Here is a 14,335-nt window from a genome sequence, read left to right as displayed (position 1 = left end):
CCCAAGAATGTCTTATAGAAATTTATGATAAATTCGGTGTAAGTGAAATTACACCGAGTTTTGAAGCATTCTTTACCACTTTTAGTGAGTTAAACAGGTCCCTGTGGACCCAGTTAGAACAAAACCTTATCACGCATGAAACTATCAGAAAGTTTAGGTTTCAAATGGCTCTTGATAAACTCCAAGCCGTCATTGATATAAAAAAGTCGGAGGCTATGAACGAAAGCCTTTTACAACTTCTACCTTACAAAAAAAAGCTTATTCCTGACTGTGAAGAAGTGCTGGACGGACTAAAGTCTAAGTACAGCCTTCATATTCTTAGCAATGGTTATGCAGAAATACAGGCAAAAAAACTTCAATATAGTGGCATTAACCACTACTTTAATGAAGTAATAACCAATGACGCCGCAGCATCTCGAAAACCTGACATTGGGATTTTTAATTTCGCTTTAAAAAAAACTTCCGCCACCACGCACCATGCACTCATGATAGGCGACAGCTACCAAGCAGACGTACTAGGTGCAAAAAATGCAGGCTGGGATACGATACATTTTCAGCCATTGCCCGAAGCTTCTGAGAACTTAAGTACACTTAAGATTACTGCACTCAAACAAATACTTGATTACCTTTAACAAAAACTAGCTGTAAAGTTTATGAATTATCTAGAAGCAAACATTGAAGTCAATGCTGAGTTTAGCGAGATTTTAGTAGCCGAATTAGCCGAAATAGGTTTTGACACTTTTTTGGAAAACGATAACGGTCTTCAAGCTTACAGTACAGATGAGCTGTTTGACGATATTGCCTTCAAACAACTCATGGAAGAATATGCTGCCAAAACAAGCCTATTCTATTCCCTAAAGAAAATTGAAAAAGAAAATTGGAATGAAGAATGGGAAAAAAGCTTTGAACCTATTCAAGTTTTGGATAAAATATTAGTTCGTGCTTCTTTCCATCAGCCATCTGCTGATTTTGAACATGAAATCATCATTACCCCTAAAATGTCCTTTGGCACAGGCCATCATGAAACCACATCTCAAATGATGGAACTTCAGCTAGACATAGACCATAGTGGTAAGTCCTTATTAGATGTAGGAACTGGCACAGGTATTCTGGCCATTTTAGGAGAGAAATTAGGAGCAAATGATATCAAAGCATTTGATATTGACGAATGGAGTGTTGAAAACACCATTGAGAACATTGAGCTAAACGCCTGTCAGAATATTGAGGTTTCTTTAGGAACAATAGCAGACGAACCACAGAAACAATATGATATTGTGATTGCAAATATTAACAGAAACATACTTTTAGACGAAATTCCAACCTATATCACATTCATAAAAGATGGTGGTCTATTGCTACTTAGTGGCTTTTATGAGAAAGATATAGCAGAAATAGAAGCTTGTTGCGTCCGCAACGGCATAAAAAAAATAAAGCAAATAAGTAAGAAGGAATGGGCTGCTGTCGTTTTTAGTAAGCCAACCGCCTAATTAATAGTTCAGAATGAAAATGAACGTGATTTTCAAAAGTTTTTCAACACTTCTTATTTTATTAGTATCAGGAACCTTTCTTCAAGCTCAGGTTATTCGGTTATCTACAGAAACCGACGCCTTTATGGAAGATTTCGAGAAAGTATTTAAGGATGGGAAAAACGCTGTATCTATAGCGGAATTTGAAACGTTCAAACCACATTTTCAAAACGATTTTACGCTTGACACCAGACAAGAGTTTATTGCTTTGTGTCAAAAAATGGCTCAGAAGAACCATAAAATGCCAGAATATTATAGGCTTTTAGTGCTTATAAATACGGCATATAATACAGAGGATTTCAATTCGGCCAATATGCCATCATTGGTTTCTACCCTAAAAGTATTAGCAGAAAAGCAGGCCTCAAAGAAAATCATTGAGACTTACGTCCAACTAAAAGAGCTGATAGCAACTAGATTACTTTATAATGGCAATTTCAATAAGCTTTACGTCTTAAATGGTACTTATGAGTTTCAATACCTTGAAAAAAAACAGGACTATTTTGAACCGCAAAAAACGCCCATAGAAACTGCTCCTAAGGATAAAGGCGAAGATTTTGGGTTGTTTGATGATTGGGACGAAACTGAAGAAGTGGATCCTTGGGACGACCCCAAGCTGACTGTTGACCCCAATAAATTTTACAGACGAATACCCATTCCTCTAATTTCCGACTTCATCATTAAATTTTCGGGCGTAGATCTTGTTTTCGTTACTCCATCAGACTCCGTTTTTCTTAGAAACACCTCTGGTGCGGCAGATTTAATTCAAGATGTATGGGTGGGAAACAAGGGTAACATGAATTGGGAAAATTTAGAAATGCCAGATGTAAAAGCCAACTTAACAGAATACAGCTTCAAACTCTCTTCCCCAAAAATAACAGCCGAAAAAGTTACATTTACCTATGATAATTATCTATTAACACCAATTGAGGGGGTTTTGGAATTTAAAGGAGAAAAAAGGGTAGCGAATGCTTTGAGTAACTTTCCTCGATTTAAATCTTATGAAAATAATGCTCGGTTTAAAAAACTGGAATCCAATCTTAATTACAAAGGAGGCTTTTCATTAATAGGAAATAGAATTTACTCTACTTCTTTAAACCATAATGTTTCCACGCTTATTGTCAACAAGGGCTCACTAAACTCATTTAAGGTAGAAGGTAAAAAGATAGAATTTACAGATTCGCTAATCACAGCCGATTTTGTAAGTTTCACTACCTATATCAAAGAAGACTCCATTTATCATCCTGCCGTTAGATTAAAATTTAATTCCCTTTCTAACCAGCTCAAACTTTATAAGCAAGAAAACGGTGGGTTCAGGAACTCCATGTACTCCGACACCTTCCATGAAATGGATATTAAATGCGATGCCATGCAGTGGAATCTTAACGATGGTAACATGGAGTTTTATATCATTGCCGGTAAGTCTGAAATTCCAGCTGTTTTTGAATCTTTTAATTATTATAACCCTGCCAGAATGAGAACGCTGAGCAATTTGACAGGTTTTAATCCGCTCATTTTTTTGGGCAATTATGTTTATCGAAAAGGTAAAAATCAATTCAACCTATTTGAGATTCAAAACAAAATAGCTAAAACACCCGACCAGATAAGAAACGGTGTAAATGTGGCTCGCCAGATGGGTTTTATTGACTATGACCCGCATACAGACCAATATCGCTTAAGCAGAAAAGGATTACACTATTTCAAATCTGCCACAGGAAATGGCGATTACGACGACTTAGTTTTTGCTTCTGTGGCTCCTGGTGGTGGCGGAAATGCAACGATTGATAGAAATTCCAATTCTTTAGATATTTCTGGAACTCAGGAATTTAAACTTTCAGATTCCCTAGGAATAAGATTCCTTCCAAGAGACCAATCTCTAAAAATGGAAGGAAGTAAGTCTTTCAAGTTTCACGGAGAAATTATTGTCAAAAACTATAGGTTTATAGGAGACTTTGAAGTAGACTACGAACGCTTCTTGGTTAACTTGAACAGAATAGACTCTATTTCATTCATTCCTGTTGATATTTATAATGCAGGAGGTAGAACAGAGATTGGTGCTCATATGGAGTATGGAAAAACAGGTACATTATATCTCAATGCTCCAGATAATAAGTCTGGGAGAAAAAGCCTCCCGCAATACCCTCGACTAGTTATCCCAGATGGCGTTTTGGTCAAATTTAACAATCCGGTAAGAGGGAAGTATGCATATCCTGAAGATGTTTTCTTTAAAATTGACGCTGTAGATCATGACAGCCTCAACACCAGAAACCTGATGTATACAGGAATGTTTAGTTCGGGTGGTATCATTCCCCCTATCAGAGAAACCCTGATGGTTATGCCAGATACCTCCATAGGCTTTGTTCATAAACCTAAAGGTGCTTATGAGCTTTATAAAACACCTTCTACCTTTAAGTTTGACACGCCCATATCGATGACTAAAAAAGGTTTAATCTCCAGTGGCATATTAAGTCATTTGGCGTCCAGCCTAGAAGTTGTCAAGGCAGAGTTTGGGCCAGAAAAGCTAATAATGGAGGGCGAAAAGGCACGCATTAAAGAATCATATACCACTGGAAATAAATATTTCCCAGATGTAGCTATCAATAACTACAAAGCCTCTTGGAAACCAGAAGCAGACAGTCTTGTTATAAAGTCACCAGAACCGTATAGTTTTTATAAAACCACCACCAAGTTAAGCGGAGGCTTGGTAGTAAGACAAAATGGACTTTACGGGCAAGGTGTGTTAGAGAGAGATGATTCGCAAACTAAATCTGAGTCTATTAAATTTGATAAAACGGGTTTCTTAGCCTCAGAAACTGGATTTATTATCAAATCAACCACGGGTGGTGCTTTGCCTGTGTTAAAAGGACAGAAAGTTGAAATCAACTTCAACATCGAGAACAACTTAGTAGATATTTCTCCAAGAAGCGGCGATTTTAATGACACCATATCTTCCTCTATTTCTTTCCCTAATACGGCATATAAAACCACTATTGATGATGCGAAATGGGATATCAATAAGAAAACCATTACCATGAAAGGCAATGTGGTAAACTCTAAGTTTACCTCAACTGCTGCCAATCAATTTGGACTTTCTTTTAATGGTGAATCTGCTCTCTATGACATTGCCCTAAACACTTTAAATGTAAGTGGTGTACCAGGCATAAACTCGGTAGATGCCATTATTGTGCCTAGAGATGGCAAAGTGGCCATTAAGGGTGAAGGAAAACTAGAACCTTTTACCAATGCCACCGTCATAGCAGATACCCTAAATAAGTATCATACCTTGTCCAATGCCAATATTACCATCAACTCAAAACTAAGCTATACGGGTAATGCCTCTTATCAGTTTGTAAATGTGAGCTCAGATACCTTTAACATCAAAATGGGTAGCTTTGAATTTGCTGAAATAAGTCCAGATGGACAGGTATTAAGAAGTAAGAAATCTCAAAAGCTCTCTACCATTGCAAAGGCGTCTCTAACCGAAAAGGACAGTGTTTACCTATCTCCAAAGATGCTTTACATAGGAGAAATTACCATGCAAGCACCCTTTAAAAACTTAAATTTAAACGGTCAAGTAACACCAGTTTTAAATAAATACCCAGCTTTAGGGAGCAACTGGATAAATTATTCTGGCAATAAATCTGAAGAAATAATTATCAATGTTGATGAGACTTTAAAAGATGGTGGTAAACCATTATTTGCTGGTTTGCACTTAAAACCTTCTGCATCTTCGGAGGCTCTTTACCCTACTTTCCTTTCGGCTAAAGGTTATGAAGATGACTACGATCTATTCTTAGCTAGAGGTGTTTTTAAAAGAGATGAACCTAATAAAAGGTTTACCATTTACCCAAATCAAAAGGATAATCTGGGAAATAAATATGAACTCTATGATGATGCCGGTCTTATAGAACTAGAAGGTAAATTTAATTTTTTAACCCCAGACCTGTCTAGTTATGTAGAAACAGTGGGCTTGGCAGAAGTAAACCTAGATTCCATGGTATATAAATTCAATACCATGATGAAGTTTAACATGCCAATTCCTATCCCAATGCTTCTAAAAATGGGTGATAACATCGTTAAAACGAACCTAGATATTGGTAATTCTGACGGTGCCATAGCATTTGAGAGCTCAGAATTTTTAGCTAAAATGACGCAGTTTGTAGGTACAAAAACCACGGAGGATTATAAAACCAAATACTATAAAGGACATATTCCTTTATTTCAGGCTTCACCAAAGTTTTTTGCCAGTATACTATTTAGCGACTTGAAATTAAAATGGAGCCCTATCTTTAATGCTTTTTATAGCACCCAGCCCTTGGGTATTTCCAATATTGGTGAAACTGATATTAATGCTAAAATCCCTGGATATTTTGAGATTAATAAAAACCCAAGAACAGGAGACGAAATTTATATTTTCTTGGAAGTTTCCCCGGACACTTGGTACTACATGGGTTATAAAGCAGGACAACTGGGTATAATTTCTTCTGACTTTGAATTCAATAAAATGTTGGGTACTAAAGATAAAACAGCCAAAGGCATAGAACTCATAAACATTGACATGGCAGAAGCTATGGCCTTTAGAAAGCGTTATTTAATGTCTTATATGGGTGTTTCTGAAGAGGCTTTTAACCAGCCAAAACGAGCCACAAGCTCTACCCCTGGGAAAATAGAACCTATAGCAGTACCAAGTACCACGGGCTCATCAGATGGGTCTGTCACGACCCAACCAGCTAAAAAAGTGATAGAAGAAAAATCGGATGGATTCTAAACTTTAGGGTGACAAAGATTCATGTTCCTATTTCCCTTGCTTAATATTTGGCATAAGTTCAGAAAAAAGAACGACCTTTGCGGCTGATTATGAAGACAAAAGGAAACAGAAAAACACACGTCAATATTGTTACATTGGGGTGTTCTAAAAACGTTGTAGACTCAGAAATTCTATTTACCCAGTTAAAAGGTAACGGTGTTTCTGTAGAACATGAGGCCAAAAACGATAACTCCAACATTGTGGTTATAAACACTTGTGGATTTATTGATAACGCCAAACAGGAATCTATAGATACCATACTAAGATATGTGGATGCCAAAGAAGCTGGCATCGTAGAGAAAGTATATGTTTCCGGATGTCTTTCTCATAGGTTTAGAGATGAATTGGCTCCAGAAATCCCTCAAGTAGATGCATGGTTCGGTACCAATGAACTCCCAAGGCTCTTAAAAACATTAAAGGCTGATTATAAGAAAGAGCTCGTAGGAGAAAGACTCTTAACCACTCCAGCACATTTTGCTTATCTAAAGATAGCAGAAGGTTGTGATAGACCTTGCTCTTTCTGTGCCATTCCTTTAATGCGTGGAAAACACATTTCCACCCCAATGGAAGACCTCATTACGCAAGCCAAGAGCTTAGCTAGCAGAGGCACTAAAGAGTTAATCCTGATTGCTCAAGATTTAACTTACTACGGATTAGACATTTATAAGAAAAGAAATTTAGCTGAACTCCTGGATAAACTAGCCGATGTGGAAGGAATAGACTGGATAAGACTACAGTATGCCTACCCTGCGGGCTTCCCTATGGATGTTTTGGATGTCATTAAAAACAGACCTAATGTTTGTAATTACCTAGACATGCCCTTACAGCATGGCTCTTCCGAGATATTACAACTCATGAGACGTGGCATTAATAGAGAAAAGACAGAGGCATTAGTAGATGCCATACGTCAAAAAATACCAGAAATAGCTCTTAGAACTACATTAATAGCGGGTCATCCTGGAGAAACCGAAGACCACTTTGAAGAGATGTATCGTTTTGTAGAAAAAATGAGGTTTGATCGTCTTGGTGTTTTCCAGTATTCTCATGAAATAGACACGCATTCTTTTTCCATGCCAGACGACATTCCTGCCGACGTGAAGCAAGAAAGAACAGACCTTATCATGGAATTGCAGCAAGGTATTTCTCAGGAGCTAAACTCAACAAAAGTAGGCCAAACTTATAAAGTACTTTTTGACAGAAAAGAAGGCGATTACTTTATTGGTAGAACAGAATTTGACTCTCCAGAGGTAGATAATGAGGTATTGGTGAGTGCTAATCAATATGTCAGATTAGGAGACTTTGCCAATGTCAAAATTCACTCTGCTGAAGAATTTGATCTTTACGGAGATGTCGTTATCTAATTTTCTTTCTTAAGATATTTCGGAAATCTCATAAACCTTAGACCTATAGAAAAGTCTAGGCGATCCATTATAATAGGATTGTCTAGCGTTAGCATTCCTTTGCCATCACCATAGTCTATATCATTTAGTTTCCCAGAATTATATCCTGCCTCGAGGCTAAGAATAATATCTCTCCCTATGATGTCATTGCCTAAAAGGAAATCTAGACCTAAAGTAGCTGCAGCACCAAATTGTTTGCCGGTAAAGTTAAAATTAGCTCCATTATAGTCTCCCTTGTCGCTATAAAAGTACATCCCAGGACTTACACCAAAGACCACAAAAGTCTTAAAATCAATGCTTTTTCTTAAGAAAACTGCTGGCCCAATAAACTTTCGTGAAACTTTATTAGAAATACTTCCTGTCATTTCAGCATCCGTGATTTTATTCAAATAAGTTATATTATCAGCAGCGTTAGAAGATTTAAAATCGGTATAAACTACTCCAAGTCCAAAACTTTCCATTGGGAAAAATGCTAAATCTGCACCAAAAGTCCATCCTTTCAGAAGCTTCTCTTGGTATAAACCGTAAGCATTAGTTGCCTCAAATCCATTATCCAAAATATTTCCTATACCCGCCTTTACGCCTACTCTCCACTTTAAATAATTCTTAAATTCTCCCGTAGAAACTACTGGATTAGAGGAGATAACAGGTGCAGGACTTTTCTGAATTGGAACTGCTTGCTTTTCAACTTCCTTGTTCGTTTCAGTCTTTGGAGTATTTACTTTTAAATCTTTCCTTTCTGATGTCTTAGGAGCAATTTTATCAGCCGTACTTTCTTCTGTCTTTGGTGCTTCATCTAACTTGGGATTTGCTTTATCTTTTGATATTTTTGTACTCTCTAAATTCAAAGCTTCTTTCTCAATCCTTTTATTCTCTTTTTCTAGCTCCTTCTCCTTTTTCCTCAATTCCCTTTTGCTTTCAATCTCCTGAGCGGGAGAATTCTCTATTGACTCATCCTCTAAAACAGGAATATTTGCCAATTCCGTGGTAAGCTTCTCTGCTTTGTCTTTAGAATCTTCCTGTATCTTTTCAGCCTTCGTGGCTTCTTCTTTATCCTCTTTTAAAGATTTTTTCTTGTTTCTCTTTTTTGTTTTAGCATCTAGTAAAATCAAATCGCTATCATATTTATTATAGCTAAAGCTTTTGACCAAATTCTTAAATATTTCATTTCTGAGTATTGTACCCTTTAGTCCTACATAAGCATATACAAACCTGGTAGGACTTTCATCCAATATTCTACAGCGAATTTCTTCGTTTGCCTGTGTTACAATAACATCCCTTTGAGCCGTAGCATCCAAAATGAAAAAAGCATTGAACACTACTAAAGCAATCATGAACTTAAAAAAGGCCATAGCCCTAAGTTTGATTACCTTCCTTATTATAAACTGTTTATTAGCTGTAAGCATGTTCTACTAGCACGTTAAATTATCTTATAACTTAAGAATGCAAAAACTATACCGCTATTATACCGTTGCATCATTTTTTCTTTTCAAATGGAAATTACAAATTAATAGCTAATATAAATCTTGGAACGTATTTTGCACGTATGTAAGTAAGAAAGGCGAAAGTTTGATAGTGCTTAACTAACCGTTAACTAAGTTTTAAAGCTCAGAACTTGACATTATCAAAAACATTGCTTTATCTTTCGAACTCTTAATTATCAATTAAACCAAAAGCGAACAATATAGATACAAACCTCGACGTTAACTAAACGACATGTAAGAATGGAAAAAGTTCAGATTAACGAGAGTGAACTAGTATCAGCATATATCCATGGGGATGATGCGGCTTTTGACACGCTAGTAGAGCGTTACAAATCAAAGATATATACCACCATTTATCTCGTAGTGAAAGACCAGTATGTGGCTGAAGACCTTATGCAGGATACTTTTATCAAAGCGATAAAGACATTACGAAATGGTAAGTATAATGAAGAAGGAAAGTTTCTTCCTTGGATACTGAGAATAGGTCATAACCTCGCTATAGACTATTTCCGTAGAGCAAAACGCTACCCTAAGGTGGTTTTTGAAGACGGAAGCAATGTATTTAACACGCTTAACTTTTCTGAGAACTCGATAGAGACCAAACAGATTAAGAAGGAATCTCACGAGCATCTAAGAGGATTAATTAAGCAGTTACCAGATCAGCAGCGAGAAGTGCTCATAATGAGACACTATGAAGACATGAGTTTTCAGGAAATCGCTGATGCCACTGGGGTTAGCATTAATACAGCTTTAGGTCGTATGCGTTATGCTCTCATTAACTTAAGAAAAATGATGAGTAAATCTGTATATGCGTATGACACAAACCTTTACAACACAGTTGAATGATGTAGTTCGTTACATTTATAACGAAACATCTAAAAAAGAAAATGTTCAAATCGAAGCGTCTCTTGCTAGAGATGTTAATCTGCTAGACTTCTATTTAGATAGTCTGAGTATTAAAGCAGAAATGGAAAACATAAAAATGATTCCTTCGGAACAGTCGGTTAGTAAAATATTGGCATTTTCTAGAAAAACCAGTCCTGTACTTTAAGTACAGACTGGTTTTTTTTATTTCATCCCTTCTTAAAAAATTATCCTTTAATTCAATTAAGGGTTAGTAGGGCATGCCTTTGTTATAAATTAATCTAAATACCTTAAACCCGCTTTATGCATCAGAAAATCTCCCGATTTTATCGGACCCGTAGCTAAATTGCTTCAAATCAGTTCGTAAATCCATTTAAACTCAATCACCAGAACCCTTCGACAAAAAGCTCAGGGCAGACTGCTATGATAATCTCGTTTAAATGTCTGATTTATTCCACTTTAAAACTCATTACGATTCTCCAATGCATAAACCGGGTTAAAATAAGACTCATAAATCTATTTTTTTGGTAAGTTTATTATACTTTTAATTCAAAAAACCTTGAAAGTATTAAGTTTCCCTTTCTTCTTAATGATATGGTTAAGCGGTCTTTTTAGTGCCTCTGCCCAATGGCGTGGCACATCGATAGCAGACTTCACTTCTCTGGTACCCGCAAGCCAATCCGATTCTCTTTTTATTCCGAAGGGATTTTCCTTTCAGGCCATTGCACAAAAAGGAGAACCTATGACTGATGGCAATACTTTTCCTGCAAATTTTGATTTCACTGGCTACGTCCCTATTAATGGAAGTAGCCAAAATGGGTACTTATCCATCAATTCGGAATATGTTCCTGGGGGTGTTTCTGTTATGGATATCAAATTGGACACGAATACACATAGCTGGAAAAGAGTTAACGAAAAAGCCATTGACTTTAGCTCTCTTGTAGGCACAATAGCCAACTGTTCTGGTACGGTCACGCCTTGGAACACTATTATTACTTGCGAAGAAATTATTAGTCAAACAGATTATGACCATAATGGTTATAATGATGCTGGCTGGGCTATTGAAATTGACCCTGTGTCCAAAACCATAGTCAAAAATCAAAAAATATGGGCTTTAGGAAATTTTGCACACGAAAACTTAGTGGTTCACACCAACCAAAGAACAGCCTATCAAGGTGCTGACAGTAGTCCTGGTTATCTCTTTAAATTTGTAGCAGATACTGCACAAAACTTGCATTCAGGAAAACTGTATGTTTTTGTGGGATCAAAAAGTGGGTCAGGTAATTGGCTTTTGTTAAACAACACCACAGCAGCCGAAAGGAATTCGACCATGACCCAAGCCGCAAATTTAGGAGCCACAAGTTTCGCGGGAATTGAGGATGTAGAAATAAGCCCAATAGACGGGAAAGTTTATGTGGCCGTAAAAGGAGAAAGTGCCGTTTATAGATTTCAAGATTCTGACCCCATTACAGGAACTACCGTTAATAATTTTGAAACTTTTGTAGGCGGTACAGGTCAATACTACAATTTAAGCACAGAGCAGGGAGTCATATCTGAAGCTTGGGGTACAGGAAATGATAACCTTGCTTTTGATAATATTGGCAATTTGTGGGTGCTACAAGACGGCAGCAAAAACTATGTTTGGACGATAGGCCTAAACCACACACAATCCAGCCCCGACGTTAAAATTTTCATGAGAACTCCAGCTGGTTCCGAACCTACTGGGCTTACCTTTTCGCCAGACAATAAATTTATGTTTATGTCTATTCAGCACCCTTCAGGAGCTAATAATTCTAGCTCACAACGTGATGTAAGAGGGGTTCCTATAGCTTTTGAAAAGGATGCTGCCATAATAATTGCCCTAAATAAAGACTGGGGAATTTACCCATGCGAAAGTCAACTGATATTAGGAAATGGAATATTAGTCCCTGGTAAATATCAAAGTATAGATTTTATAAAATCTTCTTCACTCATTAAATCCGATGTAAAAGTTGATTTACAAGCCAAAGATTACATTATGTTAATGCCGGGATTTAGGACTGAACAGGGTTCTACGTTTTCTAGCTATACCGGTCAATGTGAAAATTAAGAGCCAAATTCACTTTACGATCGTACCTATTATTCAACCGAGACTTCTTTCATAGCAAATTATACATGACTAAATACCTGTTATTTACCTTCATCCTTTTATCTGGCTGTACCATCACCCAGAAAAAAAGTCAAAAACTTTTTCAAGCGGCTCAAAATAGGGTTTACGATATGGTTATTGTACCAGGAACACCGCATAATGGAGAACAATGGGACAAAATTTTAAGATGGAGGGTATATTGGGGCAAATACTTATATGATCAAGGCATAGCCAAAAATGTCATGTTTTCTGGCAGTTCCGTTTACACGCCTTATTACGAGTCAAAAATAATGGCCTTATATGCAAAAGAGATAGGCTTGCCAGAAAACGTCATTTATACCGAAACGAAAGCTGAACATAGCACAGAAAATATCTATTATGGGTTTAAAAAGGCAAAGCTATTAGGTTATGAAAAAATAGCACTCGCCACGGACCCTTTTCAATCCAAAATGCTGAAAAAATTTATTAAAAAGAAGGTGGATTCTTCCGTAGGGATAATTCCGTTCGTTTACGACAGTCTGTCTCTATTGGAGCCGATCATGATAAACCCAGAAATAGAAGATACTTTGGCCTATAATCCAGACTTTGTTTCTATTATGGAAAGAGAATCTTTTAGAAAGAGGTTTCGTGGCACACAAGGAAAAAACCTAAACAAATCATATTATTCGAAATAGCTAAATCCATGATATATCTATTTATCCGTGAATCTTATATACCCTTTGAGCCGTTTCACCCATCACGTTAGAAATCTCATTCTCTGAAAAATCGCTTAAATATTTTTCTAAAATTCCTTTTACTTTGCCATATTCTCCCGCAACAAGACAAACCGGCCAATCTGAGCCAAACATCAAACGCTCCGTTCCAAAGGCATTAAAGACAATATCTAAATAGGGCACTATTTCTTCGTAGCTCCATTTGTCCCAGTCTGCCTCTGTAATAATACCAGACACTTTGCAACTCAAATTTTCTATCTGGGCTAGTGCTTTCACATCATTTGCCCATTCGTCTATCAGACCATCTTTGATATATGGTTTGGCAATGTGATCTAAAACAAAAGGTTGGTTTTTAAAATCTTGAACCAACTTCAATGCATTTTTAAGGTGCTTGGGGTAAATGAGAATATCATAAACATAATTATAATCACCCAAAAGCCCAATGCCCCTTTTAAAGTCTGGATGAAGCATATAGGCATCATCTGGCTCTGCTTGTAGCACATGCCTAAAACCTTTTATCAGCTCTTTTGAAGCATATCTATCCAATTGACTTTCTAAGTCTTCCGATTTCAAATCTACCCAGCCTACTACCCCTTTCACAAAAGAATTCTTTTGTGCCAGATCCAACAAAAACGCCGTTTCAGACTCACTTTGACTTGCTTGTACCGCAATACAAGCATCTATTCCGTTTTGAGCCAAAACAGGCTTTAAATCCTGAGGTAAAAAATCTTTTTGGATAACAGACATATCTTCTGAAATCCAAGAATCTCTTATAGGATCAAATTTCCAGAAGTGCTGATGAGCATCTATTTTCATAATTTTTAAATGGTTTGAGGTAGTTTAAAAACTTGCTCCATTAAAACCCATTTTTCTCCCGCCTTAGCACCAGGAATACTTTGCTGAAAGCCCCACATCAGGTTCTCCCACTCCACAGATTTAGGACTTTGATTTATCTCATTCATTCTTTCAAAACTAAAACTTTCATCCACCTCCATTATCATGAACATGCGATTGGCGAATAAATAAATTTCCATATTTAGCACTCCCGCCGCCTTAATATTTGCATTAATTTCTGGCCATTGATTCTCAGGTGCATGATGCCATTTATACTTTTTAATTAATTCCGCTTCATCTTTTAAATCCAATGCTAAGCAATATTTTTTACTCATTTCTACTTGTTTCAATCGGTTTACTATTGTTTTAGGTCAGCGTTAAGCCATTTCATAAAGCATTTATCAAAATTAAGATGCTCAAAAAATAAGTCCCGTGCAATTTTCATCTAATTCAACGAAATTAATCCTAAAAAGAAAGCAAAACATAATACTAAACTGGCAATGTCCATTATGGATGCTAAAACTTACTATGATATTATATTAATTTCAGACAACATTTACTTTAAAATACATTTAACCTTAA

At 36.7% G+C, this 14,335-nt stretch carries 11 protein-coding genes; 8 read left to right on the top strand and 3 right to left on the bottom strand.

Annotated elements, in window-relative coordinates:
• The 4 genes from ACTBZY_RS20475 to rimO all read left to right on the top strand — a co-directional run.
• Nucleotides 1-632, top strand: a 632-nt coding sequence (locus ACTBZY_RS20475) for an HAD family hydrolase (protein ID WP_463048244.1), incomplete at its 5' end; no start/stop codon positions are given.
• Between the two features lie 21 nt (nucleotides 633-653).
• Entirely contained in the window at nucleotides 654-1,487 is an 834-nt protein-coding gene (gene prmA / locus ACTBZY_RS20470) for a 50S ribosomal protein L11 methyltransferase (RefSeq protein WP_463048242.1), read from the top strand.
• Nucleotides 1,488-1,500: 13 nt separating this feature from the next.
• Complete coding sequence (locus ACTBZY_RS20465) at nucleotides 1,501-6,291, top strand: hypothetical protein (RefSeq protein WP_463048241.1); 4,791 nt, start codon at nucleotides 1,501-1,503, stop codon at nucleotides 6,289-6,291.
• 89 nt (nucleotides 6,292-6,380) lie between these two features.
• Nucleotides 6,381-7,691 (top strand): 30S ribosomal protein S12 methylthiotransferase RimO, encoded by a 1,311-nt coding sequence (gene rimO, locus ACTBZY_RS20460; RefSeq protein ID WP_463048240.1) that lies wholly within the window; start codon nucleotides 6,381-6,383, stop codon nucleotides 7,689-7,691.
• Here rimO and ACTBZY_RS20455 read toward each other — a convergent pair.
• The gene (locus ACTBZY_RS20455; RefSeq protein WP_463048239.1) at nucleotides 7,688-9,136 is read right to left on the bottom strand and encodes a hypothetical protein; all 1,449 of its coding nucleotides are present in this window, start codon (nucleotides 9,134-9,136) and stop codon (nucleotides 7,688-7,690) included. The two genes, rimO and ACTBZY_RS20455, sit on opposite strands and share 4 nt — an antisense overlap.
• 318 nt (nucleotides 9,137-9,454) lie before the next feature.
• Between ACTBZY_RS20455 and ACTBZY_RS20450 the strand changes: the two genes are divergently transcribed.
• From ACTBZY_RS20450 to ACTBZY_RS20435, 4 genes are all read left to right on the top strand, one after another.
• A complete protein-coding gene (locus tag ACTBZY_RS20450; RefSeq protein ID WP_463048238.1) occupies nucleotides 9,455-10,060 on the top strand; it encodes an RNA polymerase sigma factor in 606 nt (201 codons plus the stop codon).
• Nucleotides 10,029-10,265, top strand: coding sequence for a hypothetical protein (locus ACTBZY_RS20445; protein WP_463048237.1), 237 nt, complete (start codon nucleotides 10,029-10,031; stop codon nucleotides 10,263-10,265). The genes ACTBZY_RS20450 and ACTBZY_RS20445 overlap by 32 nt, the downstream gene beginning before the upstream one ends.
• Before the next feature lie 372 nt (nucleotides 10,266-10,637).
• Entirely contained in the window at nucleotides 10,638-12,167 is a 1,530-nt protein-coding gene (locus ACTBZY_RS20440) for a PhoX family protein (RefSeq protein WP_463048236.1), read from the top strand.
• Nucleotides 12,168-12,232: 65 nt separating this feature from the next.
• A complete protein-coding gene (locus ACTBZY_RS20435; protein WP_463048235.1) occupies nucleotides 12,233-12,880 on the top strand; it encodes a YdcF family protein in 648 nt (215 codons plus the stop codon).
• A gap of 21 nt (nucleotides 12,881-12,901) precedes the next feature.
• Here the strand turns inward: ACTBZY_RS20435 and ACTBZY_RS20430 are convergent, their stop codons facing one another.
• Together ACTBZY_RS20430 and ACTBZY_RS20425 are read right to left on the bottom strand one after the other, a co-directional pair.
• Complete coding sequence (locus tag ACTBZY_RS20430) at nucleotides 12,902-13,735, bottom strand: amidohydrolase family protein (protein WP_463048234.1); 834 nt, start codon at nucleotides 13,733-13,735, stop codon at nucleotides 12,902-12,904.
• Nucleotides 13,736-13,740: 5 nt separating this feature from the next.
• Entirely contained in the window at nucleotides 13,741-14,088 is a 348-nt protein-coding gene (locus tag ACTBZY_RS20425) for an L-rhamnose mutarotase (RefSeq protein WP_463048233.1), read from the bottom strand.
• Between the last annotated feature and the right edge of the window lie 247 nt (nucleotides 14,089-14,335).

The organism is Arcticibacterium sp. (assembly GCF_055134445.1).
The sequence above is the reverse complement of the archived record's forward strand: the minus strand, read 5'-3'. Positions and strand labels throughout refer to the sequence as shown.

Coding starts and splice junctions, on each gene's coding strand:
- ACTBZY_RS20455 (WP_463048239.1), bottom strand. CDS start 9,136: ATGCTTACAGCTAATAAACAGTTTATAATAAGGAAGGTAATCAAACTT.
- ACTBZY_RS20425 (WP_463048233.1), bottom strand. CDS start 14,088: ATGAGTAAAAAATATTGCTTAGCATTGGATTTAAAAGATGAAGCGGAA.
- rimO (WP_463048240.1), top strand. CDS start 6,381: ATGAAGACAAAAGGAAACAGAAAAACACACGTCAATATTGTTACATTG.
- ACTBZY_RS20450 (WP_463048238.1), top strand. CDS start 9,455: ATGGAAAAAGTTCAGATTAACGAGAGTGAACTAGTATCAGCATATATC.
- ACTBZY_RS20435 (WP_463048235.1), top strand. CDS start 12,233: ATGACTAAATACCTGTTATTTACCTTCATCCTTTTATCTGGCTGTACC.
- ACTBZY_RS20430 (WP_463048234.1), bottom strand. CDS start 13,735: ATGAAAATAGATGCTCATCAGCACTTCTGGAAATTTGATCCTATAAGA.
- prmA (WP_463048242.1), top strand. CDS start 654: ATGAATTATCTAGAAGCAAACATTGAAGTCAATGCTGAGTTTAGCGAG.
- ACTBZY_RS20465 (WP_463048241.1), top strand. CDS start 1,501: ATGAAAATGAACGTGATTTTCAAAAGTTTTTCAACACTTCTTATTTTA.
- ACTBZY_RS20445 (WP_463048237.1), top strand. CDS start 10,029: ATGACACAAACCTTTACAACACAGTTGAATGATGTAGTTCGTTACATT.